The organism is Bacteroides sp. AF25-5LB, assembly GCF_003602965.1.
GTDB lineage: Bacteria > Bacteroidota > Bacteroidia > Bacteroidales > Bacteroidaceae > Bacteroides > Bacteroides uniformis.
Map to the genome: position 1 here is coordinate 155,445 of NZ_QTMC01000009.1, position 23,460 is coordinate 178,904.

Below are 23,460 nucleotides of genomic sequence, written 5' to 3' on the forward strand. Positions count from 1 at the left end.
TCCGTTACTATTTAACTTTTAATTTTTGATTGATTTCTGGTATTTGATAATGGCACGACGGTTCATAATCATCAGGAACAATGTGCATAATACAAGGATACCGGAGCCTATCCATTTCAACGAGTAGGTCAGGTGGAAAATGACCCAAGCGAAGGGGCTGGATGCAAAGTCCAGTGCGCCGCCTTCAAAGCCGGCAGGGATATTCACGGCAGCGTCTTGTGTCTTCTCGTATACATCGTGAGCTGCTTGTGTGAAATAGGGGGCAAGGTCTGTTACGAAATAAAGACCGATGGTCAGTACAACGAGTCCGATGATGAATGTCTTTACTACATTTCCTTTCGTGATGGGCAGTACCAGCGGGAAGAGGTAGAACATTCCGGCCAGCGACGCCAAAGGCAGGAACTGGTTACCCGGCAGGATGACAGCCAGTAGTATGGTTACGGGAATCAGCAGCAGGGAAACCACCAGCGTTGCAGGATGGCCGATAACCAATGCGGGGCTCATACCGATGTTTAAGCCGACAGCACCTTTGAATTTTTGGGCAATCAGCTCGCGGGTAGCATCGGAAATAGGTTTCAAGCCTTCGATGAACAAAGCGGTGATACGCGGAATCAGCTCCATTACGGCGCCCATCTTGATACCCAAACCTAATATATAAGGTATCTTGTCTACCAGTTCCTGACCGTTCTTGCAAGACAAGGCACCGATACCGCAACCGACCAGAATACCCAGGAACAGAGGCTCACCCAGCAAACCGAATTTCTTTTTCATGCCTTCCGCATCGATGTTCAATTTGTCAAAACCGGGGATTTTGTCCAATGCTTTATTGATGACTACGGCAAATGGTACGAAACCTGCGCAGAAAGGCTGGGGAATGGAGATACCCTCCATTTTGTCGTAGAATCCCTGGAATTTGTCGGCGGTATAGTCGGCCATAATCAGGGTAATGATGTAGCAGATGATAGCGGCGAAGAAGCCCCACCAGATATTGTCGCTGGCAAAATAAACGACTGCGCCGATAAATGCGAAATGCCAGTAGTTCCAAAGGTCGATATTGACCGTACGGGTCGTTTTCGTTAATAACATCAGAAGATTTACTCCCAAACATACCGGAATGATGAATGCACCTACCGATGTGTTATAGGCTACAGCAGCAGCTGCTGGCCATCCCATGTCGAATACTTTCAGCTGAAGACCATAAATTTCAACGACTTGGCTCAGAGCAGGACCGAGGCTGCTGGTCAACAATGCAGTGACAACTGACAGACCTACGAACCCGACACCTACCAGCAGACCGCTCTTTAATGCCTTACTGAATTTAATACCGATGCATACTCCCAAAATTGTAAAGATTATAGGCATCATCACTGCTGCTCCTAAGCCGATGATATAGCCGAAAACTTGTTCCATTCTCTTGTGATTTAATTAGGTAATTGAGCTTGTTTTTGCAATAGTATGAATTAAAAACCGGGTCAAAAATAAGACCTTTTCTCAATTAATCAAACTTGAAAAGCATAATTATTAGTAAATGGAACAATTTTGGACGAAATTGGTCGTTATCGTGCACAAAATTGCTCGTTTTCGTACACGAAAACCAAATAATACATCTTCTACGTTGAAAACTACATATCCGTTTGGAAAGAAAGCATTACTTTTGTTTTGGGAAATAAAACTGTTCTAATACAAAAAATGAATGATTGCATGAAGAAAGATTCGATTTGTAAATTTATTGTATCTGCATGTATTTCGATTAAGAGAGTCGGGGGAGGAAACTAATCCTCGTGTACGTGCCTTTTTCTCCAAATTCGGGTGGAGTGAACTTTCATACCGTTCGCAGTGTTATTATAAAACATTGAAACAAACCGGACTATAATGATATATTTGATTTTTTTATTGGCAATAGGACTATTGGTCGGATGGAGCTTATGGAAAGCTCCATCTGATATTGATTTATGGGGAAAAGATGTGGAGGATTGATAGTTATATTGGTTATATTCTGAAAATTTACGGGCATGCCTATCTTGTGATGGGGGGAGATAAAGGTGTGATGTGGGAATTGTTCTGACCCTACATATCTTGGGTGATAGTTGTTGTCATCACTTCCTGTTCCTTATCACCTCGGGGAGGGAGTGCCCTCTCAAAGAGCGGAGATAACGGCAATGTCCGTAGCATTGTCTACGATATGTGCCGGATGAAACTCTTCCAGTTCTGTACGGGGACGGAATCCCCAAGTGACTCCGCAGGCGGTGACTCCGGCATTGGCGGCCGTCTGCATATCCACTCCGGAGTCTCCTACATATAGTACGTCTTCACGGGATATCCGGGTGATGTCCAGAATGTCATGCACCACTGTTGGGTCGGGCTTCACGTTGACCCCTTCCCGCTGTCCGAAGACGGCGGTAAAATGTATATTGGGGAAATAATGTGAAATCAATTTTACGGTAGCCGATTGATATTTGTTGGAAGCCACTGCCAATACCATACCTTTCTTTTGTAACTGTTCCAGCAGTTCGGGGATGCCGGGGTAAGGGCGGCTTTTATCTGCATTGTGCACGTCATAATAAGGCACAAACTCCTTGCGGACACGCAGGACGTTTTCTTCGCTCTTTTCCCCTTCCGGGAGGGCGCGCTCGAACAGTTTGTTGATTCCGTTGCCAACCATGAAGTTATAGGCCGATTCCGGGTGGGTGGGATAGCCGAGCGCTTGCAGGGCATGGTTTGTACTTTGTGCCAAATCGGCTATTGTATTCAGTAAAGTGCCGTCCAGGTCAAATATAATCAACTTCTTCATTGCTTTCTCTATTTTTTAGTTTGCTGCAAATATAGGGCTTTTTGCGCTCATGTTCAAATGCTGTCTCGGGTTTCATCAGGTATTTGCAGAATAGGAAGCCCTGGGCTGATAATCAGTGCATTATTACTGCATTCCTGTTGCATGCGTTTTGCAGTAGTACTGCAGATGGGGTGCAGCGTTACTGCAAATATGTTTGCAGTGATACTGCAACTGTTTTGCAGTGTGACTGCAACAGTATTGCAGTGGCACTGCACAAGCGTTGCAGTAGTTTTGCAGTGGGTGATCGGTGTATTTTTTGCCGTTCTTCCCTTTTCTTTGCACACTTTCGGGCTTTTTATGCAAAAACTTCCTATCTTTGCAGCCGAATTTTACTAAAAATAGGTATGAGTTACAATTTGTTGAAAGGAAAAAGAGGCATTATTTTCGGTGCTCTGAATGAGCAGTCCATTGCCTGGAAAGTAGCAGAAAAAGCAGTAGAAGAAGGTGCGACCATCACTTTGTCGAATACGCCGGTTGCTGTACGTATGGGCGAAGTGTCCGCTCTTTCGGAGAAACTGAACTGCGAGGTGATTCCTGCAGATGCTACAAGTGTAGAAGATTTGGAAAATGTATTCAAACGCTCTATGGAAGTATTGGGTGGCCCGGTCGACTTCGTGCTGCACTCCATTGGTATGTCTCCCAATGTGCGTAAGAAACGTACATATGATGATTTGGATTACGATATGTTGGAAAAGACGCTGGATATTTCCGCTGTCTCTTTCCACAAGATGATACAAGCTGCCAAGAAGCTCAACGCCATTGCTGACTACGGCTCAATCCTGGCTCTGAGTTATGTGGCTGCGCAACGTACGTTCTACGGTTACAACGATATGGCAGATGCCAAGGCACTGCTGGAATCCATTGCCCGCAGCTTCGGTTACATCTACGGACGCGAACACCATGTACGTGTCAACACCATTTCCCAATCTCCTACGATGACCACTGCCGGTTCCGGCGTGAAGGGTATGGACAAGCTGTTCGACTTCGCCAACCGCATGTCTCCGCTTGGTAATGCTTCTGCCGATGAATGTGCCGATTACTGTATCGTCATGTTCTCCGACCTCACTCGCAAGGTTACTATGCAGAACTTGTTCCACGATGGAGGTTTCTCCAGCGTAGGTATGAGTCTTCGCGCCATGGCTACCTATGAGAAGGGTTTGGATGAGTATAAGGACGAAAACGGAAATATCATCTACGGCTAATGGAAATCGCACTTTATCTTTTGCCTGTCACCTTGGGCGATACGCCTATTGAAGCAGTGTTGCCTCCTTATAATAAGGAGATAATACTGGGAATCCGTCATTTCATCGTGGAGGATGTGCGCTCGGCACGTCGGTTTCTGAAGAAGGTGGACAAGGGAATAGATATTGATGCGCTGACATTCTATACGTTGAACAAGCATACGTCGCCTGAAGACATCTCCGGCTATCTGAAGCCGCTGGTGGAGGGGCAGCCGATGGGCGTAATCTCCGAAGCCGGTTGTCCGGCTGTGGCCGATCCGGGAGCGGACGTAGTGGCTATTGCACAACGGAAAAACTTGAGAGTGGTCCCCTTGGTGGGACCTTCTTCTATTATCCTCTCTGTTATGGGTTCCGGTTTCAACGGTCAGAGCTTTGCCTTCCACGGTTATCTTCCCATTGAACCGGCAGAGCGTGCCAAAAAGCTGAAAATGCTGGAACAACGCGTCTATAATGAACATCAGACCCAGCTTTTCATTGAAACGCCTTACCGCAATAATAAGATGATAGAGGATATTCTTCATAACTGCCGTCCGCAGACCAAGCTCTGCATTGCGGCGAACATTACTTGTGAAGGGGAGTATATCAAAACCAAGACAGTGAGGGAGTGGCAGGGAAAGACTCCCGACCTTTCTAAGATTCCTTGTATTTTTCTCTTGTATAAATAATAGCTTCCAGGTGCTCGAATTCATATTCCAGGCAACTGCTGAAGAAGTTCCGTCCCAGGTTGTGTTCCATTTGCTGGAACGTCCATAGCTTTCCACCCTTGAAATTCTTATTGCATAAGATGGAGTCATCGTCCAGGTCTAGCGTGAAGAGATAGACCAGGCGGTCGGTGGCTTCATTCTCAAAATGATACATGAAGTTGAAGTGCAAATGGTCTAATGGGGCGGTGGGAAGCGTTTGCCGTAAAATTCTGTGTGCGCCTTGTTCCAATGTTTCTCCATATATCAGGTAACCCTCCATCAGTAAGTCGATTTTGTCTTTCTCGAAAACGTTGCATTTGGGGCGGGGGAGGAGAAACAGCATGCCGTGTGAGGCAACGGCAATCCGGATGACCGGATTGATATAGTCGTTTTTCCGGTTGATGGCTTCTGAAGCGATGGCTTTCCCCATGACATCTCCTTTGGTGTTGACTATCGGTACGAAAACCGTGTGGTTCATCACTATATTGAAATAGAAGATACCGAATTGGTTGAACAGAATGCCTAATATAAAGACGAGGGGAGGCGCCACATAAAACAGAATGTGGCGGGTAGTATCTCCCAAAGGGTAACTGACCAGAATCGCCAAGGAGATAATCAGAAAATGCAGCAGGCTTATGATAAGGATTACGCGTGAGGATACGATGGCGGCTTCTGCCCCTTGTGCAAAAAGCTGCTTGCAGCATTTCTGTGTCTGAGACATGTGGTAGTCCAGAAATTTTCTCCTATTGAGGTAGATGACGAATGGGGGAATGATAGCGCTGATTTCCAGTGTGAACGGAAGCATAAAACGTGGACAGTAGTTTACGAGGAATAGGGTTGTTACCGATAATAGCAGTAACATTCCGGTAGTGCAGTAAAGTATGATTTGTGGAACATGAGTCCCTCTATGCCTCACCGAATAGATGCTAAAGAAGAGTCCTACACCTGTACCGATGTAGATGGACATGTCCTGCGTTATAAACTCGCATAATATGATGGATATTATAACGGGGATGAATCCCAGCGACATATTGAATCTTGATGATAGAATTCTTTGATGATTCATTATCCGTATTATGATTTTGTCGTTTACATCATAACAACTGGGAGATTTAAATGTTTCCTGTTTTACTTCTTTTTTGTATAAAATGAATCTGTTTTTCTGCATGATAGGAGGAGCGTACCAATGGGGCGCTTTCCACTTGCTGAAACCCTTTTTCCAATCCTTTCTCTTTGTAGAGTGCAAATTGTTCGGGAGTAATATATGCCGCTACCGGATAATGTTTGTGTGTGGGTTGAAGGTATTGCCCTATGGTCAGTATGTGACAGCCCACTTGGCGAAGGTCGTCCATCAGTTCTTCCACTTCTTCCGGAGTCTCGCCCAATCCCACCATAATGCCGGACTTGGTGGTGGTATTGCTTTCTGCAATCTGCCGCAACACTTCCAGGCTTGTCTCATACTTGGCGGCACTGCGCACGAGGGGGCTGATGCGGCGGACAGTCTCCATGTTGTGCGAAATGATTTCCGGTTGTGCATCGATAACTTGTGCCACGAGCTCCTTTCTTCCCTGGAAGTCGGGAATCAGCACTTCGACGGTGGTGTCCGGATTGAGCCGCTTGATTTCCCGGATGGTACGTACCCAGTGCGATGCGCCTAAGTCGGGCAGGTCGTCACGGTCTACAGAGGTGACAACTGCATGGGAGAGTTTCATCAAGGCGATGGATTCTGCCACATGTGTAGGCTCATCGGCATCCAGCGGCAAGGGCTTCCCGCTTGCTGTGTTGCAGAACTTACAGCACCGGGTGCAGATATTTCCCCCAATCATGAAGGTTGCGGTGCCTTTCCCCCAACATTCCCCCATATTGGGGCAACGGCCGCTGCTGCAGATGGTATGGAGGCAATGCGACTCGACAATGCGTTTGGTCTCGGTATAGCGCTCGTTGGCACCGATGCTTATTTTGAGCCATTCAGGCTTACGTACTCTTTCAGGCATTATTTCAATTCTTTGTTGAAGAAGTTGGTCAACCGCGTATATAGGTGTAACCGGGTATTTCCTCCGTAGATACTGTGGTTGCGGTTGGTGTAAACCTGCATATCGAACTGTTTGCCGAGCTGTACCAGTTGTTCGGCATATTCGGCACAGTTCTGGAAGTGTACATTGTCGTCTGCCATGCCGTGTACTAGAAGCAGGTTGCCGTGCAACTTGTCGGCACGGGTAAAGGCGGAACTGGCCTTATAGCCTTCGGCGTTTTCTTTCGGTGTGCGCATAAAGCGTTCGCCGTAAACGGTGTCGTAGTAGTTCCAGTCGGTAACGGCAGCTACGGCTACTCCGGCCTTGAATACCGGTGTTCCTTCACTCATACTCATAATGGTCATGTATCCACCGTAACTCCATCCCCAGATTCCGATGCGGTTTTTGTCCACATAAGGCTGGTTGCCCATGTAGAGGGCGGTTTCCACCTGGTCTTTGGCTTCCTTGATACCCAGGTTCAGATAGGTGCATTTGGCGAATTCGGCACCACGTCCTCCGGTGCCACGCCCGTCTACGCAAACCACGATATAGCCTTGCGATGCCATGTAGGTTTCCCAGCTTACACTGAACTTGTCAAGCACTTGCTGTGAACCGGGGCCGCTGTACTGGTACATCAGTACCGGGTATTTCTTGCCGGCGGAGAAGTCGGCAGGTTTCATCATCCAGCCATTCAATGTGGTTCCGTCGGAAGTCTGGAAAGTGAAGAATTCCTTTCGTGGCATGTCATAGCCACTGATTTCCTGCTTCAATGCCGCATTGTCCATCAGGGTGGCAAGAGTCTTGCCCGTATTGTCGTTCAGTGTAATGACGGTCGGAGTATCCAGATTGGAATAACGGTTCATATAGTACTTCATGTTCGTACTGAACTGCGCACTGTTTGTTCCGGCTTGTGACGATAGCCTGGTCTTTTTGCCTTTCCGGTCAATCTTGTAGATGGCACTGCGCATGGGGCTTTCCTCGTTGCTGCTGAAGTAGAAGCTTCCTTCTTCGGGGTCATAACCCAGGAACTCCTGCACTTCATATGGTCCGGCTGTCACTTGTTTCAGCAGATTGCCACCTATGCTATACCAGTACAGATGGTTGTATCCGCTCTTTTCGCTGACAAAGCTGAAATTTTCCGGATAGAAGACGATGTTGTCGAATACATTCTCGCGGATATAGGTATCGCTTTCATCACGCAGAGCCAGTTTGGCTACCGTGCTGCGAGGGTCGGCAAAGTATAGGTCGAACCGGTTCTGATGGCGGTTCAGTGTCATGACGGCAAGCTTGTTGGGGTCTTGGGTAAAGCGGATGCGGGGAATATAGCCGTCTGCATCTACCGGCACGTTTATCTTGCGGGTCACTTTCGACTTGATATCGAAGGTGTGTACGGACACTTTGGAATTTACTTCTCCCGTTTTAGGATATTTGTAAGTATACTCTCCCGGATACTTCTCGAAAGGGGTGAAGTGGGGGGCTTGTCCGGCAAAAAGAGGGAAAGAGTAGGAGGGAACATCTTTCTCGTCGAAGCGGATGAAAGCCAGCATCTGGCTGTCGGCACTGAATTCCAGCGCACGGTTGAAGGAGAACTCCTCTTCGTAAACCCAATCGGGAATGCCGTTCAGCACCTCGTTCTGTTTTCCGTCTTCCGTCACCTGGCTTTCGCTGTTGCCATAGAGCAGTTTCACAAGGAAGATATTGTTGTCGCGTACAAAAGCCACCTGGTTGCCGTCCGGTGAAAATACGGGCACCTGCTGCGGGCCGCCGTCCGAAAGTTTTTCCACAATATTGTTGATTTTACCGTCCAGATTGCGCTTCAGGCTGTAGATGTAATGCACAGCCGTATAGGAATGGCGGTAGATGGGAGTTGTTTCGGTGGCAATGAGCAGTTTGCTGCCGTCCGGAGCAAAGCTGTAGCTGTCAAATGTCTTGAACGTGCATTCGCGTGCGGTAGCGGCATCAAACAGCACTTCCACGGGTTTTCCCGTTTTGAAGGAGTATTTGATGATTTGTGTCCTGTCCGCATTCATTTGCGAATAATGTTCTCCGTCTCCCGGGATGGGGATAACGCCGGAAATGTTCTTCGGAGTGAACTTGCCCGATATGATTTCTTTCAAATCGAGCGCCTTGCCACCTTGGGCGAAACCTGCCAGCGTACAGAGGCAGAGGAGAAGTGCGATGCTTATCTGTTTCATATCTATCTTTTATGCTTATCTGTTTCCATCTTTTTTCTGGGGAACAAATATACAACAAAGGGAAGATTTATCGAAGCAGTGGGCCGATTTTATTCTTTTTGAACAGAAAAAGCCCGTCCTGCTCCTTGGGGGCGAAGCAGGGACGGACGTCCGTCACTCATAGATGATGATTGGATGAGATGATGATTGGAATATCTTTCGTTACAAGCACTTGACTTTTCTTTGATATTCTGCAATGGCTGCATCCAGTCGTTCGTGGGCGGTTGTGTCACCCGGAACGTTGTGCGACGGATGGATGTACAAGTGTACGCCACGGTCGGCAAGGATTTCGGCAACGGTAGTGATGGTCATCCATACCATGGTGACGAAACTCAATGTAGACAACGGACCTACCTTGTCGAAGTGGTTCTTCAAAGGTACGGAGGCGTCTACCAGGGGAACGCAGGAATCCACTACGATATCTGCCAACTGGAAGAGGTTCTTTCCGCTGGAGTGGCGGCTGGCCTTGTCGCCCGTTTCGCTGGCCGAACCGTATACAATAACTTTCATGCCGCGCTTCTTGGCTTCCAATGCCATGTCTATATTGACGGCATTGATACCGGTATGTGAGAAAATCCACATACAGTCTTTGGAATCAAAATCATAGTTCTTCATAATTTCCTGGCCGTAGCCTTCTGCCCGTTCCAGGAAGAGGAACTGATGAATACCCATCTGGCCGATAATCTGCGTGAAGAATGTCAGAGGCAATTCGCAAAGCGGGTGGAATCCTACAAAGCTGCCGATACGCGGATACATTTCCTCTACGGGAATCGTTGCGTGGCCGCAACCAAACGTGTGGACCCAACGACCGGCTTCGATGGAATCTGCCATAACAGTGGCTGCTTTTTTGATGTTTTCCAACTGGGTAGCCTCCAGTTTTTCCATAATGCCATGGGCATTCTTTAACCATTCGAGTGCTAACATAACTTTTTTGTTTTTTAAGAAGTTAATAAATTTATTTGAGTGAGCGTTTATACAAAAGGAGCATGACGGCAAGTGAGGCAATCATCAGATAAGGATAAAGCCCGATGCCATTGGTGTATTGGGAAACCATTCCCATCAGGCCGTTCATTGCAGTCTGGCCAATGAGGGCTATGGCAAGCGCCACGCTGAATGCTGTTCCCGATAAGGACGGGTACCGGCTTCCAAGAATGCTGAGTATCACGGGATACGTGGCCGACAGCCCCATACCTACCAGCACCATGCCGACTGCCGCGCGTGCAAAACTCGGCGAGAACATAAGGAAACAGAATCCTATGGCAGTGATCGTAAGGCTGTAGGGCAGCACGGTTTCCGGTTTTATCTTCTTGAATATCGCAACTTGCATCATACGTGCTACGGTCAGTCCCGCTACCATGCAGGTCAGTGCAATCAATGCCTGATTGGCCGGAATATCCGTCATCTGCCCAAAGTAACTCGTGGACCAGTTGTTGCAGACACCCTCGATGCCGCTTTGGAAAAAAAGAATGAAGCTGAGTAGCAGTAAGCTGCTTTCTTTCAGCAGTCCCAATCCCTCTTTTACCGGGAAACCTTGCGCCTGCTTAGGGGCGGGGAAGCGTACGGGGATACAGAATATAATGCCCGCAAGCATCACTACGCCAATTCCCAGTAAGATGGTTTCGAATGAATAATGCCTGGAAAGGGAGCCCAGCAACATCGGTATGCCCAATGCGCCCAGTCCGTAGAACATGCCCAGAAAACTGAGGCGTGAGCCTTTTTCGGATTCTCCTGAGATGTCGGATACCAATGCATTGGTTTCTCCGTTGAGGATGCCTCCGCCCAGGCCGATGCCGACGATGGAAGCTTGCAGCAGTGGTACGCTTTCAAAGAAGGCAAGTCCTTCCATCCCCAGCAGTACGATGATGCAGCTGGGCACCAGCAGGGCTTTATGTCCGAACCGGTCTACGATGGGACCGAAAATCAGGGAACCGGCCAGCATGCCCAGAGGCAGGAAAGTGACCAGTGAGGTTGTCTGCAACCCGCTCAGATTCAGCTTGGCTATGAGGGATGGCAACACTGCTCCCAATGTAATCATGGAGACTCCGAAGAAACACATCCCGATGCACGCTGCCGTGAATACGAGATTCTTGTGATAACTGTTACTCATACAAGTGATTTTTGATGGCAAGAAACGCTGCTCCTATCAGTCCGGCATTACCGGACAACTGAGAAGGTACAAATTCCACCTGCTTGATGCTGAGCGGTTGCGCCCATTTGCAGGCTTCCTTGTAAATGTCATCTATAAAGATACCGGCAGGGCCGAATACGCCTCCGCCCCAAATTATCTTCTGCGGGTTGAGCAGGCTGACCAGATTTGCGGAAGCCATGCCCCACATCTCGACGGCTTTGTGCAATACGGAGATGGCGATAGGGTCTTTTTCATTATAGGCACTGAACACATCATAGGCCGATATGCGGCAGATGGGTTTCTGGCGCAGTTTCCCTTTGTATGCCTTGTTGGCGCGTACGGCATCGCGTACCCGTGCCCCGATACCATTGCCGGAAGCGTAATATTCGAAACATCCGCATGCGTCATACTCTTCCCGATAGGGAGGTTGCAGGGCCATCCAGCCGGTGGCGCCGATAATGTCGTTGGCTCCGTGCAACACGTGCCCGTCGATGATGATGCCGGCACCGATACCGGTTCCCACAGCAATGAATATGGCACTGTGACATTCTTTGGCGGCACCTTGCCACATCTCTCCATACATATAGCAGGTACGGTCGCTGTCGATGTATATTTCGATGCCCGGAGGCGTTACACTGCGCAGCTCCTCATAGAGGGGGTAGTTATCCCAGCCCGGTATGTTGGGGGCCCATACCCGGTTGGTTTGGGAGTAAACGATACCGGGGATGCAGACACCTATTCCGTCGATGTGTATACGGCTTCTGCGTGCTACGGTAAGAAGTTTGGCGAGGATATCCGCGGCGAGCTTGCCCACTTCGTGACCGGTTCTTCCTTTCAGGAGCCGTTTGCGGTTAAACATCATGCTTCCGTCCGGAAAGAAAATGGCGCTGGCTATTTTTGTGCCGCCTATGTCCAATGCGATTGTTGCCATGGTGTTATAGTATTTATAGGTTGATTCATTAAGGTTGTATGCAAAGCTATGAATTTATTTCATTCTTGAGGAGTATAAACTGAGGAAATTGTGTGTAAAAAGAGTGTCTAATCACTAAATTGTGTTTAATGTAATTGAGCTTGGATGTACTCTTTCTCAATTAATTAGTTATATATCAGTAGATGAAACATTTTTTAGTGCAGGCGGAAATTCTTTGTTTTATGTTCGTTAACAAATTAAGTGGAAAGTATTCTTGTTTTTGCAGGTTCATCCCACGGAAAAATCCTATATTTGCCACTTACATAAGGAATATGTATGGAAACCAAATCTACGCTCTATAATGAGTTCCCTCTTTTTCTGAAGCGATATTTTCCCTATAAGGTACAGAAAATATCGCTGAATGCCGGTTTTACGTGCCCCAACCGGGATGGAAACAAAGGAGTCGGCGGTTGCACCTATTGCAACAACCAGACCTTCAACCCCGATTATTGCCGTACGGAGAAATCCATTACCCGCCAGCTGGAAGAGGGCAAGCAGTTCTTTGCACACAAATATCCGGAGATGAAGTATCTCGCCTATTTCCAGGCCTATACCAATACGTATGGCGAATTGGAAGACCTGAAGCGGAAATACGAGGAGGCCTTGTCGGCAGACGGAGTGGTGGGCCTGGTTATCGGCACCCGTCCGGACTGTATGCCCGACAGCTTGCTGGACTATCTGGAGGAGATGAACCGGCATACATTCCTCTTAGTGGAGTACGGCATAGAGAGTACCGACGACAAGACACTTTGCCGCATCAACCGCGGGCATACTTTCCATGCCGCCGCCGATGCGGTGGAAAGAACCGCTTCACGCGGAATCCTGACCGGTGGGCATGTCATCCTCGGACTGCCGGGCGAGACGCACGAAAGTATCGTAGCACAAGCCGGTGTATTGTCCCGCCTGCCACTCACTACCTTGAAGATGCACCAGTTGCAACTGATAAGGGGTACCCGCATGGCTCTGGAGTACCGGCAGCATCCTGAAGATTTTCATCTGTTTGATGTGGAGGAATATATCGACTTCGTGATAGACTATATCGAGCATCTGCGGCCGGACTTGGTGCTGGAGCGTTTCGTCTCCCAGTCTCCTAAGGAACTGCTCATTGCACCCGACTGGGGACTGAAAAATTATGAATTTAATCATCGGGTTCAAAAAAGAATGAAAGAACTCGGTGCATATCAGGGAAAGAAGTATGAAATGTGAGAAAAAAGAATTATTTTTGCCGCAACTTTAAATATGGAATCAATCTAAATAAAGAATAATTATGAACCCAAAAACAGTGATAAAAGGAAAAATCCACTACGTGGGAGTGAATGACCGCAATAAGCATTTGTTTGAAGGTATGTGGCCGTTGCCGTATGGGGTTTCCTACAACTCTTACCTGATAGACGACGAAATGGTCGCTTTGGTCGATACGGTAGACATCTGCTACTTCGAGGTGTATCTGCGCAAGATAAAGAGTATCATCGGCGAGCGCCCCATCCAATATCTCATCATCAACCACATGGAACCGGACCATTCGGGTTCTATCCGTCTGATAAAGCAGCATTACCCCGACATCATCATCGTGGGCAACAAGCAGACTTTCGGCATGATAGAGGGCTTTTATGGCGTGACGGGCGAACAGTACATGGTGAAGGACGAGGATTTTCTGGCTTTGGGACATCATAAACTCCGTTTCTATATGACCCCGATGGTGCACTGGCCCGAGACGATGATGACTTTTGACGAAACGGAAGGAGTTCTTTTCGCCGGTGACGGTTTCGGCTGTTTCGGCACGTTGGACGGAGGGTTCCTGGATACCCGCATCAATCTGGACAGATACTGGGATGAGATGGTTCGCTACTATTCTAACATCGTAGGCAAGTACGGCTCTCCGGTGCAGAAGGCGTTGGCTAAGCTGGGCGGTCTGCCCGTTTCCACTATCTGCTCCACGCACGGACCGGTGTGGACGGAAAACATAGCCAAGGTTATCGGCATCTACGACAAGTTGAGCCGTTACGCTGCTGACGAAGGTGTGGTCATTGCTTACGGTTCCATGTACGGCAACACGGAGCAGATGGCGGAAGCCATTGCGGCGGAACTTTCTGCACAGGGCATCAGGAACATCGTGATGCACAATGTGAGCAAGAGCAATCCTTCTTATATCATTGCCGACATATTCAAGTATCGCGGACTTATCATCGGCAGCCCCACCTACAGCAACCAGATTTATCCTGAGATAGAATCCTTGCTCTCCAAGATTCTGGTACGCGAAGTGAAGGGACGCTATCTGGGATACTTCGGCTCCTTCTGCTGGGCGGGTGCCGCCGTGAAGCGCATGGGCGAGTTTGCCGAAAAGAGCAAGTTCGAGATTGTGGGCGACCCGGTAGAGATGAAGCAGGCCATGAAGGACATTACTTACGAACAATGCGAAAACCTGGCACGTGCCATGGCAGAGCGTTTGAAGAAGGATAGGAAGTAGTTGAAAATTAAGAATTAAAAAATTAAGAATTGAAGTTGAAAATTACCCCTAATTTATTAACCTAATAAAACAATCACAATGAGACTAATCATTCAACCGGATTATCAATCCGTGTCAAAGTGGGCTGCACATTATGTGGCTGCCAAAATCAAGGCCGCTAATCCGACACCTGAAAAACCTTTTGTATTGGGATGCCCCACCGGTTCTTCTCCGTTGGGCATGTACAAGGAACTTATCGACCTGAACAAGAAAGGCATCGTGTCTTTTCAGAACGTAGTGACTTTCAATATGGACGAGTATGTAGGTTTGCCCAAGGAACATCCCGAAAGCTACTATTCCTTTATGTGGAACAACTTCTTCAGCCATATAGACATCAAGCCGGAGAACACCAATATCCTGAACGGCAACGCTGCCGACCTGGATGCCGAGTGTGCACGCTATGAAGAAAAAATCAAGTCCTACGGCGGCATCGACCTCTTCATGGGCGGTATCGGTCCCGACGGACATATCGCTTTCAACGAGCCGGGTTCTTCCCTTTCGTCACGCACCCGCCAGAAGACATTGACTACCGATACCATCATTGCCAACTCCCGTTTCTTTGACAACGACGTGAACAAGGTGCCCAAGACTGCCCTGACCGTCGGTGTCGGTACTGTGCTTAGCGCCCGCGAGGTAATGATTATCGTAAACGGACACAACAAGGCACGTGCCCTCTATCATGCAGTCGAGGGTCCCGTGATGCAGATGTGGACTATCAGCGCCTTGCAGATGCACGAAAAGGGTATCATCGTTTGTGACGATGCGGCCACCGAAGAATTGAAGGTGGGTACTTACCGCTACTTCAAGGATATTGAGGCAGAGCACCTGGATGCGGAAAGCTTGCTGAAATAAGCAAACTAATAAAAGTTTTGCAATTCCACCCTCACCACCCTCACCGCTTGTCTGCATCTGCTTGTTCATCGGTGTTTCAGGGGTGAGTGAGAGCAATTTAAAAGGGTGAGGGCAAATTTTGCCCTCACCCTTTTTGTTCTCCTGATTTTGGTTGACTGTTTTCAGGACAGGGCGTTATGTGATGAAAACGGGCTCTGCTCCGCTGTAAGGCTTTGGGTGCCAATGTTAAAGATACCAAATACTCACTGCAAAACCAGTGCATCGTTTTTGCAGTGCCGCTGCAACATAGATGCAGTGCCACTGCAACTGTTTTGCAGTGCTACTGCAACGCCTTTGCAGTGTTACTGCAAAAGATGTGCAGTAGGTTTGCAGTGAGGGCTTGTGATGAAAAAGCCATGGGCGTGCTTTCTTTTTTGCGGAATATGTGCTATCTTTGTCATACTTGTAATTTAAACAGTAGCAGCTATGGAATTGAGTGGCAGACGCTATCCGATAGGGATACAGAATTTTGAGCAACTGCGTACGCGGAATTGTGTGTATGTGGATAAGACGGAGCTGGTGTACAAATTGGTGAATACAGACCAAATTTATTTCTTCAGCCGCCCCCGTCGGTTTGGCAAAAGCTTGCTCGTGTCTACGCTGGAGGCCTATTTCCAGGGGAAAAAGGAACTTTTCGAAGGGCTGGCTATGGAACGTCTGGAGCAGGAATGGGAGGTTTGCCCGGTGCTGCACGTTGATTTCAGCTTGACGAAATATACTGAGCTGCGTGACTTGACGGGGCAATTGAATTTGTTTTTATCTCGTTGGGAAGAAATTTACGGAAAAAAGGAAGAGGAAGAGGGGGCGGCAGAGCGTCTGCAAGGCATCATCCTGCGTGCCTACGCCAAGACCGGAAAGCCGGTTGTAGTGCTGATTGACGAGTACGATGCTCCTCTGCTTGACAGTAATTCCGATGCCCTTTTGCAACAACAGCTTCGCAACGAGATGCGCAAGTTCTTCAGTCCTCTCAAGGGGCTGGGGCAATATCTCCGTTTTCTTTTTATCACGGGTATCAGCAAGTTCAGCCAGCTGAGCATCTTCAGCGAACTGAACAATTTGCAAAATATCAGTATGCGCGATGACTTCAGTGCCCTCTGCGGCATCACCGAGGAGGAACTGCTGACGCAGTTGAAACCCGATATTGAGCGGATGGCCGAGGCTAATGATGAGACTTACGAGGAGGCATGCTTGCATTTGAAGCGGCAATATGACGGTTATCATTTCAGTAAGGCTTGTGCGGATATTTACAACCCGTTCAGCCTGTTCAATGCTTTCAATTCCAAAGAATACAAGAACTATTGGTTCTCCACGGGCACGCCTACTTTCCTGATAGATATTCTGCGCCATGCAGACTTCGATGTGCGCGCTCTGGAAGGTGTTGAGGCTACCGACGAGCAGTTTGATGCGCCTACGGAACAGATAACGAGTCCCATCCCGGTGCTCTACCAGAGCGGTTATCTTACCATTAAGGGCTATGACCGTAATTTCCAAATCTATCGTTTGGCCTATCCCAACGGCGAGGTCCGTAAAGGTTTCATTGAATCCCTGCTTCCCTCTTACGTGCACTTGCCTGCCCAGAACAACACCTTCTACGTCGTCTCTTTCCTTCGCGACCTGATGAAGGGTGATGTGGATAGCTGCCTGGAGCGTACCCGTTCCTTCTTTGCCTCCATTCCCAATGATTTGGAGAACAAGACCGAGAAGCATTATCAGACCATTTTCTATTTGCTGTTCCGGTTGATGGGGCAATATGTGGAGTCGGAAGTGAAGAGTTCCGTAGGCCGTGCGGATGTGGTGGTGAAGTTGCAGGATGCCGTTTATGTCTTCGAATTCAAATACGACGGTACCCCGGAAGAGGCGTTGGCTCAGATTGACAGCAAGCAGTATGCCATCCCTTACCGGGCGGACGGCAGGCGTGTGGTCAAGATCGGTGTGAATTTTGACAGTGCCACGCGGACGATTGGCGGGTGGAAAATAGCTAAAGCGGATTAGAAGAAGAAACTTTATTAATAAATTAGGGAAACATGAAATTAATTAGGTTAAACAGCTTTTTATATTTGTTCTGCATATTGAGTGTTTTTGCATCATGTGTGCAAAAACCAGATAGTAGTGTAGAAGATTGGGATCGTACTTTTATAAATACAAAGAAGCTTATTTCAGAGGCTTGTTTGGATAGAGAATTAATTTTGGGACGTCCTTTTTTAATCCAATATGTAGATTCATCTTTGCTTATTTATGATGATATTGGAGATTCTCTTTTTCTTTTGGTTGATTTGAAAGAAAACGATAGGGTTTATCGTTTTGGGCAAAAAGGTGAAGGAAATAATGAATTCTTGCAAGTTTTTGCTTTCTGTAATATGAAGTCCGATTCTATTCTTGGTGTTTATGATGCATATAAACATGAATTGCGTGAGATAAACTTAGATAAGGTTAAGCGTGGAGAAATGAATTTTCCAGTTGTTTTTAAAGATACTTTATCGAGTATTAAGCTATCCCCGACAAAATATGACGCATATCTTGGATTAGGATTCTATGAAAGTAACATGTTGAGTCTTACGGATAATTCTATTGGAAGTAAGTTCTTTTTTGAATATCCTTATAAAGATAGTCGCGAGAAAGCTATTTCAAATCGTTTGCGAGGGATGGCTTATCAAGGGACTTTGTGCTCTAATCGGTCATTGGACAAATTCTTGTATGCTGTGTGTAGTGCTCCTATCTTTATGCTGTTTTCTGTAAATAAAGATGGAATTGAGAAAACTTATGAATTGATAGGTGGATATCCCAATTATGTTACAGAAGAAACAGGTGAATATCGATCGGCTCCAATGAGTGCAGATAATAAAATGTCTTTTACCATGGCATATGCAACGGATAATTACATCTATCTGCTGTATTCCGGAAAGAATTTTAGAGATGCTGGTATGGATGCATTTAAAGCTAATGTCATTTATCAGTTATCTTGGAATGGAAAACCGATAAATAAGTTTGAAACTGATTATCCACTGACAAATTTTTGTGTTTCTGATAATGATGATGTCTTGTATGCTTTGGCTGATAGAGGTGAAGTGGAACTGGTACAGTATACTTTGAAATAGATTAAGTTATGTTTATGGTTGGCTCGCTCTATCCAAATACTGTTTCTTATCAGTTCTTGGTTTTTCTTAAGCATTTTACCTGCTGCGCAATGGTATCACGCCGTCCTTTATTAAGCAAACGGTAAGAAGATGATTAAGATGGGTGTCTCTTGTTAAAAAAATATCTAACTTTGAGGCGGATTAATATTTGAACACACACAACGTGGACGAGAAAAGAGGGAGACGGCAAATGCTATTGATATACGTTGCTATAGGGATTATTGCAGCAGTAATTACTGGTTGGTTTGTATATCAAAACCGGATGGAGTACTGGGAAACGCAGGCACGCAGTGCTTTTCGTGTAGCTTTAGGGAAGGAGTTGCAGAAAAGGAATGAAGTTGACGTGTATTTCAGTTCGTCAGGGAATATTAGGTTACCGGATGATTCCATTGACATTAAGAAGGAGCCGATAAAGGTGGAAATGGAAAGTGAATATGGTAAAAAGGACTTTTTTGTTCCTTATGAAAAGTACTTTCATAATGTGGAGCAATCTTCTAATTTGAGAGGGATGCACTCTTATATACTGCATATGTTCCCTTTGCAAGCTGATTCGTTGAATAGGATATGGTATCGCTTACTGGAAGAAATGAATTATTCTGGGAAAACGGTAGTACGTATATCTGTGGCTGATTGGGATGAACGTGAAACTTATACTTTTTCGGACGATTCACTTTATATGTTAAAACCGGATAGTCTTATGTCTTGTTATTTGGGCTATAGGTGCGAAATTGGTGTGACGGGATATTTGTATTATTCTTGATTGAACATTTTTACTGCTAAGGATAAGATTCTTTTGTGCGCTCTTGTTCTTTGTTGCTTTCTGCTGTTTTTTCTGCAAGAATACATTGCTAAAGTCTATCGCCGTTTTTTTGTCAAAGAGGTGACGGTAGAAAAAACAGTTCCGATATTTGTGGAGAAAGAAATACCGATGATTGCAGTAGATAGGAGTGAGGCGCATGTTTATCGGTTGGAAGATGATTTGTTTTTTGATGCTGATTCCGGTGTGCTGTATAGAGTAGACAATAGGGTGAAGTTGACGGCAACCCTTGCAAGACTGCTGCAAGCCTTCTTGGATGCGGAAGATTATAGGTTGTCAGTCAATGGAATTATGGAACTATTGTGGCCGGACGGTTCAGTAACACCGGGTAATGTACATACTGTAATAACAAGATTACGAAAAGCCCTGTCCGAAGTCTCTGATTGGGGGATAGAAAATAAAAAATTTTGTTATCAACTAAAAAGTCCCATTTCATTGAAAAAATCCTTGAATGAATGATGGAATCTCTCATCTGACAAAGCCTAAAATAAGTGCTTGTCAGACGAACGGTTATCGCGTCCTGCCATGGCTGAATATGCAAAGAATGTGTATATTGGAATTGCGGATGCTGGTGCGGAACATTGTTTTGAAACCCTATTGCATGGTCAGGCTTCTTCGTTTGGCAATTATCCCATTCCGCAGGTGAAACAATATTTAGGGGGGGGGAGAGAGGATATAATGCATCTCGTGGAGTATTTGTCTATTCTTGTTATGATTTCCCTTATTTAGCATTGTATCAGCAGGATGAGGATAAATTTTCATTAGTGTGGGAATGGCGAACAGATGGTGACGAATACGAGATTCGGAACAATGAGGTGATTTTTGACCGCAGGGTAAAAGGTGTCCGGGGACTCTGTATGAGTAAGGATTTTATTATTACATTGCAACGAGACCGTAGAAAAGATGATACGGATGAATCTACAGTGGGAAGGGATGCAAGCAAATGCCCTCATACTGTTTTCTTGTATGATTATGATGGAAATTTAGTGAAGATTGTTGATTTGGGTATTCCCGTAATGCGTATAGCTTCTGAAGAACAGAGTAATACGTTGTATGCCATAGGGGTGAATCCGGATTTTGTCTTGGTGAAATATGAATTATAAGATAATTAATTGACGGCTCATGGCGTGTAGGATATACTGATTACCAGTATCGATAACCGAACGGATTTTTAATAGGAATATTTTTTCATCGTGAGTATAGGTGAATAAAAGTAACTTTTGTATTCATTTTTTCTTTTTTCTTTTTTCTTTTATATTATTGTTTAACTTTGGCGCTATTAAGCGGATGCCTCTTCGAGTGCATGGGTAGAAATGAATAAGCAACAGAAAGGAAGGAGTAGATGAAACGCTATAAGAAGATTCTTATGATATGGATATGTGCCATTGTAGTGGTGGCAGTGTCTGTGATAGTAGCATTATATGATAATGCCAACCAGGGACAAGATGTGGCTAAGGAGGTTGCTGTAGAAACTCTGCGGAAGGTTGCGGAACGGGTCGTGAATCGGGAATTTGATGGGCTGGGGATGTTCTATGCATCTGGGTCTGATGGTGGTAAGAAGCATACCAAAAGGAAAGCGATATCAGAAGATGGTGAATTTGAAGTGATAATAGATTCATTGAAAGAGGCACAAGGACTATTTCCGTTGGATGTCGTAGGGTTTAAAGCCGATATGTTGAATTATTATGGAAAATTTCCATTGGAAGAGATTTGTCTTGAGTGGAAAGCTGAGATGAATGATCGGTATGGCGGAGCCATGTGTGCTCTTTTTCTGAAGGTTAATCCGATGGGAAAGGGCATTGTGCAAGAATCATCTACTGGAGATGAAACTATAATTGCTTCACAGAATGATTTAGGTACTTACTATTTGAACGGTATGTACACAATGAGGTTGACAGCTTATATGCTGCCTGATTTTTGGCACTGTGTGGATTGGGCAGACCATGTACTGCAGATACTATCCTGCATTTTGTGCATTCTGTTATTGGGACTGGCGATTTATGTAGGGGGTCAACAGTATAGAAAGAGAAAAACGGCTGATACGTTGACAAAGAGCACTTATCGGTTCGGGAAGTATATATTTGATTCCGTCAACCATACACTGACTTATGAAGGTGAAAAAGTATCTTGTACGCCACAAGCCGCGAAGTTATTACTTGGTTTTGCCAAGTCGTCCGAACTTTTCCTGACGAACGATGAAATAGCGGAAATTTGCGGTTGGCCATTGAGTGATTTGAATTTAGGCAGCCGCCGCAGAAAAGCAATAAGCTTATTGGGTAAACTCTTTGAGGCGGACGATTCCGTTCAGATTCTTCTTCTGCCGGAAAGGAAGGGGTATCAAATTGTTATCTCCAAGTAGATGAAATGTTAACCCATATTGGTGTGTCGGGTGTGAACTTTTTTTCACGCCCCAACTTTGGGCGTTTTCCAAATAAAGACTGGCAAAAGCCAAAATAATCCTTTTATCTTTGCTTGTGTAACAAAAAACAAAAACACTATGAAAAGCAAGGTGAAGTTATTAGGAGCTTTGGCAATTAGTGCCATTTCGGTTTTAAGCTATGTTCAAATTAGTCATTCGGAAAAGCTGGATGATTTGCTATTGGAAAATATAGAGGCATTGGCTGCTGGTGAGAGTGGGGATGATAGCAAATGTTTTGGGAGTGGTTCAATAGTTTGTCCTTTAACAAATCAAGGAGTAGCTCATGTGCAAATTTATTATAGCCTGCCTCATTAGCCTATCCGCACTATCCTTTTCCTCTTGTACGCAGAAAAAAGTAGCAACTTCTGTTGCCTACATGGATTTTCCGCAAACAATCGAGCTGAAAGCGAGGGTGCAGCCATTGGACACCGCTTTGTTCCGTTATCCGTTCCGCGTTCGGGTGCAGGGTGATAAGGCTGTGGTAATGGATTTGCATGGCACGGACTACTTTTGCCATGTTTTCCATTATCCGAGTTTCCGCTATTTTGCTTCGTTCGGCAAGCGGGGCGAGGCTCCCGAAGAGATGCTTTCTGCTGAAAATATCCGATGGCATGGTCAATCTCTGTGGGGACTTGATGCTGGTAAGTCCGTATTGACCAAGTATGATTTTACTTCGTCGGGTTGCTCAATCGTTCCTCAGAAAGTGATAAATATGGATGCTGACATGCTTCGCGTTTTAGACTTTGTGATGGTTGACGACTTTACCTTCATTGTTCCGGACGGATCTGGCAGCAGCCGCTTTTGCTGGGTAAACTATCAAGGGAAATTATTGCGCAGAACCGGTCAAATACCGTCAGCCAACGCGGAGGCTTTACAGAATGCCCGTCCTGCATTGGCTCAGGCATGGCGTAGCTTCATCGACTATAATCCCCGAAATGGAGTGCTGGCAGCAGTTACCCAGTTGGGCGAAGTACTTGAAGTCTTTAATTTGAAAGATAGTACGCATGTGGTACGCATTGGTCCGCACGGTGAACCGGAGTTTAAGATTTCTCAGGGTTATGGTATTCCTACGGGTATCATGGGATTTAGCGATGTCCAAGTGGCAGACAGTGCTATCTATGCGGTTTTTCATGGGCGCTCTTTTAAGGAAATTGCGCAAAATGTACAGCAAGGTGTCTATTTGCCGGATGGAGGACGGTATATCTATGTTTTTAGTCTGACCGGCGAACCTCTCTGCAGGTATGTGTTAGATCATTATGTTTATGGCATATCGGTAGATGAACAAAAAGGAATAATCTTGGCAACGGATGTGAATAAAGATGATCCGATAATAGAGTATAGTATGAAATAAAGTAAACTATAATATGGATGGAGAGGAACGGACGGTTCACGTTTGGTTGGTGCATCTCGTACCGTCCGTTCCATAACCCACCAAGAAAGGAGGTCGAGGCAAAGATAGTAATTTGAATTGAAAACAGAGTGTGTTTTCTGCCATTTCGATAGGTATGGCAAGAAAAGAGTTCTCCAAGATTTTTATATCCTTAATTCCGCAACACTATTATAAAATATTTTTTTTAAGTACCTGAGCAACAAAA

Annotated in this window: 22 protein-coding genes; 14 read left to right on the plus strand and 8 right to left on the minus strand. The window is 46.0% G+C overall.

Going from position 1 to position 23,460, the window contains the following annotated elements:
- Window positions 1–18 precede the first annotated feature (18 nt).
- Window positions 19–1,410, minus strand: a complete 1,392-nt coding sequence (locus DWY57_RS11820) for a PTS transporter subunit IIC (RefSeq protein ID WP_117964843.1) — start codon at window positions 1,408–1,410, stop codon at window positions 19–21.
- A 727-nt stretch (window positions 1,411–2,137) separates the two neighbouring features.
- Window positions 2,138–2,791, minus strand: coding sequence for an HAD family hydrolase (locus DWY57_RS11825; RefSeq protein ID WP_119961803.1), 654 nt, complete (start codon window positions 2,789–2,791; stop codon window positions 2,138–2,140).
- A gap of 383 nt (window positions 2,792–3,174) precedes the next feature.
- Between DWY57_RS11825 and DWY57_RS11835 the strand changes: the two genes are divergently transcribed.
- Both DWY57_RS11835 and DWY57_RS11840 read left to right on the plus strand, forming a co-directional pair.
- A complete protein-coding gene (locus tag DWY57_RS11835) occupies window positions 3,175–4,032 on the plus strand; it encodes an enoyl-ACP reductase (protein ID WP_025835705.1) in 858 nt (285 codons plus the stop codon).
- Window positions 4,032–4,736, plus strand: coding sequence for an SAM-dependent methyltransferase (locus DWY57_RS11840; RefSeq protein ID WP_117599337.1), 705 nt, complete (start codon window positions 4,032–4,034; stop codon window positions 4,734–4,736). The genes DWY57_RS11835 and DWY57_RS11840 overlap by 1 nt, the downstream gene beginning before the upstream one ends.
- Here DWY57_RS11840 and DWY57_RS11845 read toward each other — a convergent pair.
- The 6 genes from DWY57_RS11845 to DWY57_RS11870 form a co-directional block, all read right to left on the minus strand.
- Window positions 4,702–5,820, minus strand: a complete 1,119-nt coding sequence (locus tag DWY57_RS11845; protein ID WP_117599450.1) for a hypothetical protein — start codon at window positions 5,818–5,820, stop codon at window positions 4,702–4,704. The two genes, DWY57_RS11840 and DWY57_RS11845, sit on opposite strands and share 35 nt — an antisense overlap.
- A 46-nt stretch (window positions 5,821–5,866) precedes the next feature.
- Entirely contained in the window at window positions 5,867–6,748 is an 882-nt protein-coding gene (gene lipA, locus DWY57_RS11850; RefSeq protein ID WP_117599338.1) for a lipoyl synthase, read from the minus strand.
- Window positions 6,748–8,961 carry a S9 family peptidase gene (locus tag DWY57_RS11855; protein WP_117599339.1) on the minus strand — a complete coding sequence of 738 codons (2,214 nt, stop codon included), beginning with the start codon at window positions 8,959–8,961 and terminating at the stop codon, window positions 6,748–6,750. Before DWY57_RS11855 ends, lipA begins: the two co-directional genes overlap by 1 nt.
- A 201-nt stretch (window positions 8,962–9,162) precedes the next feature.
- Complete coding sequence (locus DWY57_RS11860; protein ID WP_005823892.1) at window positions 9,163–9,924, minus strand: sugar isomerase domain-containing protein; 762 nt, start codon at window positions 9,922–9,924, stop codon at window positions 9,163–9,165.
- A gap of 31 nt (window positions 9,925–9,955) precedes the next feature.
- Window positions 9,956–11,107 (minus strand): MFS transporter, encoded by a 1,152-nt coding sequence (locus DWY57_RS11865; RefSeq protein ID WP_117588650.1) that lies wholly within the window; start codon window positions 11,105–11,107, stop codon window positions 9,956–9,958.
- Complete coding sequence (locus DWY57_RS11870) at window positions 11,100–12,059, minus strand: ROK family protein (protein ID WP_117599342.1); 960 nt, start codon at window positions 12,057–12,059, stop codon at window positions 11,100–11,102. Before DWY57_RS11870 ends, DWY57_RS11865 begins: the two co-directional genes overlap by 8 nt.
- Window positions 12,060–12,374: 315 nt before the next feature.
- Here DWY57_RS11870 and DWY57_RS11875 point away from each other — a divergent pair, with 315 nt between their 5' ends.
- The 12 genes from DWY57_RS11875 to DWY57_RS11925 all read left to right on the plus strand — a co-directional run bounded on the left by DWY57_RS11875 (window position 12,375) and on the right by DWY57_RS11925 (window position 23,216).
- The gene (locus tag DWY57_RS11875) at window positions 12,375–13,304 is read left to right on the plus strand and encodes a TIGR01212 family radical SAM protein (RefSeq protein ID WP_119961804.1); all 930 of its coding nucleotides are present in this window, start codon (window positions 12,375–12,377) and stop codon (window positions 13,302–13,304) included.
- 61 nt (window positions 13,305–13,365) lie between these two features.
- Entirely contained in the window at window positions 13,366–14,565 is a 1,200-nt protein-coding gene (locus DWY57_RS11880) for an FprA family A-type flavoprotein (protein ID WP_119961805.1), read from the plus strand.
- 78 nt (window positions 14,566–14,643) lie between these two features.
- On the plus strand, window positions 14,644–15,456 hold the full coding sequence (gene nagB / locus DWY57_RS11885) for a glucosamine-6-phosphate deaminase (RefSeq protein ID WP_005835260.1): 813 nt from the start codon (window positions 14,644–14,646) through the stop codon (window positions 15,454–15,456).
- 465 nt (window positions 15,457–15,921) lie between these two features.
- The gene (locus tag DWY57_RS11890) at window positions 15,922–17,487 is read left to right on the plus strand and encodes an ATP-binding protein (RefSeq protein ID WP_119961806.1); all 1,566 of its coding nucleotides are present in this window, start codon (window positions 15,922–15,924) and stop codon (window positions 17,485–17,487) included.
- Window positions 17,488–17,519: 32 nt separating this feature from the next.
- Window positions 17,520–18,590, plus strand: a complete 1,071-nt coding sequence (locus tag DWY57_RS11895) for a BF3164 family lipoprotein (protein WP_119961807.1) — start codon at window positions 17,520–17,522, stop codon at window positions 18,588–18,590.
- A gap of 202 nt (window positions 18,591–18,792) precedes the next feature.
- Window positions 18,793–19,389 carry a hypothetical protein gene (locus DWY57_RS21300; RefSeq protein WP_243634675.1) on the plus strand — a complete coding sequence of 199 codons (597 nt, stop codon included), beginning with the start codon at window positions 18,793–18,795 and terminating at the stop codon, window positions 19,387–19,389.
- Window positions 19,390–19,905: a winged helix-turn-helix domain-containing protein gene (locus DWY57_RS21305; protein ID WP_243634677.1), complete on the plus strand. Its 516-nt coding sequence runs from the start codon at window positions 19,390–19,392 to the stop codon at window positions 19,903–19,905.
- Window positions 19,906–19,971: 66 nt separating this feature from the next.
- Window positions 19,972–20,175, plus strand: coding sequence for a hypothetical protein (locus DWY57_RS21090; protein WP_119961808.1), 204 nt, complete (start codon window positions 19,972–19,974; stop codon window positions 20,173–20,175).
- A 35-nt stretch (window positions 20,176–20,210) separates the two neighbouring features.
- Window positions 20,211–20,549, plus strand: a complete 339-nt coding sequence (locus tag DWY57_RS11910) for a hypothetical protein (protein WP_022402349.1) — start codon at window positions 20,211–20,213, stop codon at window positions 20,547–20,549.
- A 263-nt stretch (window positions 20,550–20,812) separates the two neighbouring features.
- Window positions 20,813–21,805, plus strand: coding sequence for a DNA-binding response regulator (locus DWY57_RS11915; RefSeq protein WP_232281769.1), 993 nt, complete (start codon window positions 20,813–20,815; stop codon window positions 21,803–21,805).
- A 138-nt stretch (window positions 21,806–21,943) separates the two neighbouring features.
- Window positions 21,944–22,180 carry an NVEALA domain-containing protein gene (locus DWY57_RS11920; protein ID WP_034525331.1) on the plus strand — a complete coding sequence of 79 codons (237 nt, stop codon included), beginning with the start codon at window positions 21,944–21,946 and terminating at the stop codon, window positions 22,178–22,180.
- On the plus strand, window positions 22,149–23,216 hold the full coding sequence (locus DWY57_RS11925) for a BF3164 family lipoprotein (protein WP_119961809.1): 1,068 nt from the start codon (window positions 22,149–22,151) through the stop codon (window positions 23,214–23,216). Before DWY57_RS11920 ends, DWY57_RS11925 begins: the two co-directional genes overlap by 32 nt.
- The last annotated feature ends 244 nt before the right edge of the window (window positions 23,217–23,460 follow it).

What these genes read in the sequence shown, in the direction of transcription:
- DWY57_RS11820 (WP_117964843.1), bottom strand. Translation starts at nt 1,410, where the DNA reads ATGGAACAAGTTTTCGGCTATATCATCGGCTTAGGAGCAGCAGTGATG.
- DWY57_RS11825 (WP_119961803.1), bottom strand. Translation starts at nt 2,791, where the DNA reads ATGAAGAAGTTGATTATATTTGACCTGGACGGCACTTTACTGAATACA.
- DWY57_RS11835 (WP_025835705.1), top strand. Translation starts at nt 3,175, where the DNA reads ATGAGTTACAATTTGTTGAAAGGAAAAAGAGGCATTATTTTCGGTGCT.
- DWY57_RS11840 (WP_117599337.1), top strand. Translation starts at nt 4,032, where the DNA reads ATGGAAATCGCACTTTATCTTTTGCCTGTCACCTTGGGCGATACGCCT.
- DWY57_RS11845 (WP_117599450.1), bottom strand. Translation starts at nt 5,820, where the DNA reads ATGAATCATCAAAGAATTCTATCATCAAGATTCAATATGTCGCTGGGA.
- lipA (WP_117599338.1), bottom strand. Translation starts at nt 6,748, where the DNA reads ATGCCTGAAAGAGTACGTAAGCCTGAATGGCTCAAAATAAGCATCGGT.
- DWY57_RS11855 (WP_117599339.1), bottom strand. Translation starts at nt 8,961, where the DNA reads ATGAAACAGATAAGCATCGCACTTCTCCTCTGCCTCTGTACGCTGGCA.
- DWY57_RS11860 (WP_005823892.1), bottom strand. Translation starts at nt 9,924, where the DNA reads ATGTTAGCACTCGAATGGTTAAAGAATGCCCATGGCATTATGGAAAAA.
- DWY57_RS11865 (WP_117588650.1), bottom strand. Translation starts at nt 11,107, where the DNA reads ATGAGTAACAGTTATCACAAGAATCTCGTATTCACGGCAGCGTGCATC.
- DWY57_RS11870 (WP_117599342.1), bottom strand. Translation starts at nt 12,059, where the DNA reads ATGGCAACAATCGCATTGGACATAGGCGGCACAAAAATAGCCAGCGCC.
- DWY57_RS11875 (WP_119961804.1), top strand. Translation starts at nt 12,375, where the DNA reads ATGGAAACCAAATCTACGCTCTATAATGAGTTCCCTCTTTTTCTGAAG.
- DWY57_RS11880 (WP_119961805.1), top strand. Translation starts at nt 13,366, where the DNA reads ATGAACCCAAAAACAGTGATAAAAGGAAAAATCCACTACGTGGGAGTG.
- nagB (WP_005835260.1), top strand. Translation starts at nt 14,644, where the DNA reads ATGAGACTAATCATTCAACCGGATTATCAATCCGTGTCAAAGTGGGCT.
- DWY57_RS11890 (WP_119961806.1), top strand. Translation starts at nt 15,922, where the DNA reads ATGGAATTGAGTGGCAGACGCTATCCGATAGGGATACAGAATTTTGAG.
- DWY57_RS11895 (WP_119961807.1), top strand. Translation starts at nt 17,520, where the DNA reads ATGAAATTAATTAGGTTAAACAGCTTTTTATATTTGTTCTGCATATTG.
- DWY57_RS21090 (WP_119961808.1), top strand. Translation starts at nt 19,972, where the DNA reads ATGGCTGAATATGCAAAGAATGTGTATATTGGAATTGCGGATGCTGGT.
- DWY57_RS11915 (WP_232281769.1), top strand. Translation starts at nt 20,813, where the DNA reads ATGATATGGATATGTGCCATTGTAGTGGTGGCAGTGTCTGTGATAGTA.
- DWY57_RS11920 (WP_034525331.1), top strand. Translation starts at nt 21,944, where the DNA reads ATGAAAAGCAAGGTGAAGTTATTAGGAGCTTTGGCAATTAGTGCCATT.
- DWY57_RS11925 (WP_119961809.1), top strand. Translation starts at nt 22,149, where the DNA reads ATGTGCAAATTTATTATAGCCTGCCTCATTAGCCTATCCGCACTATCC.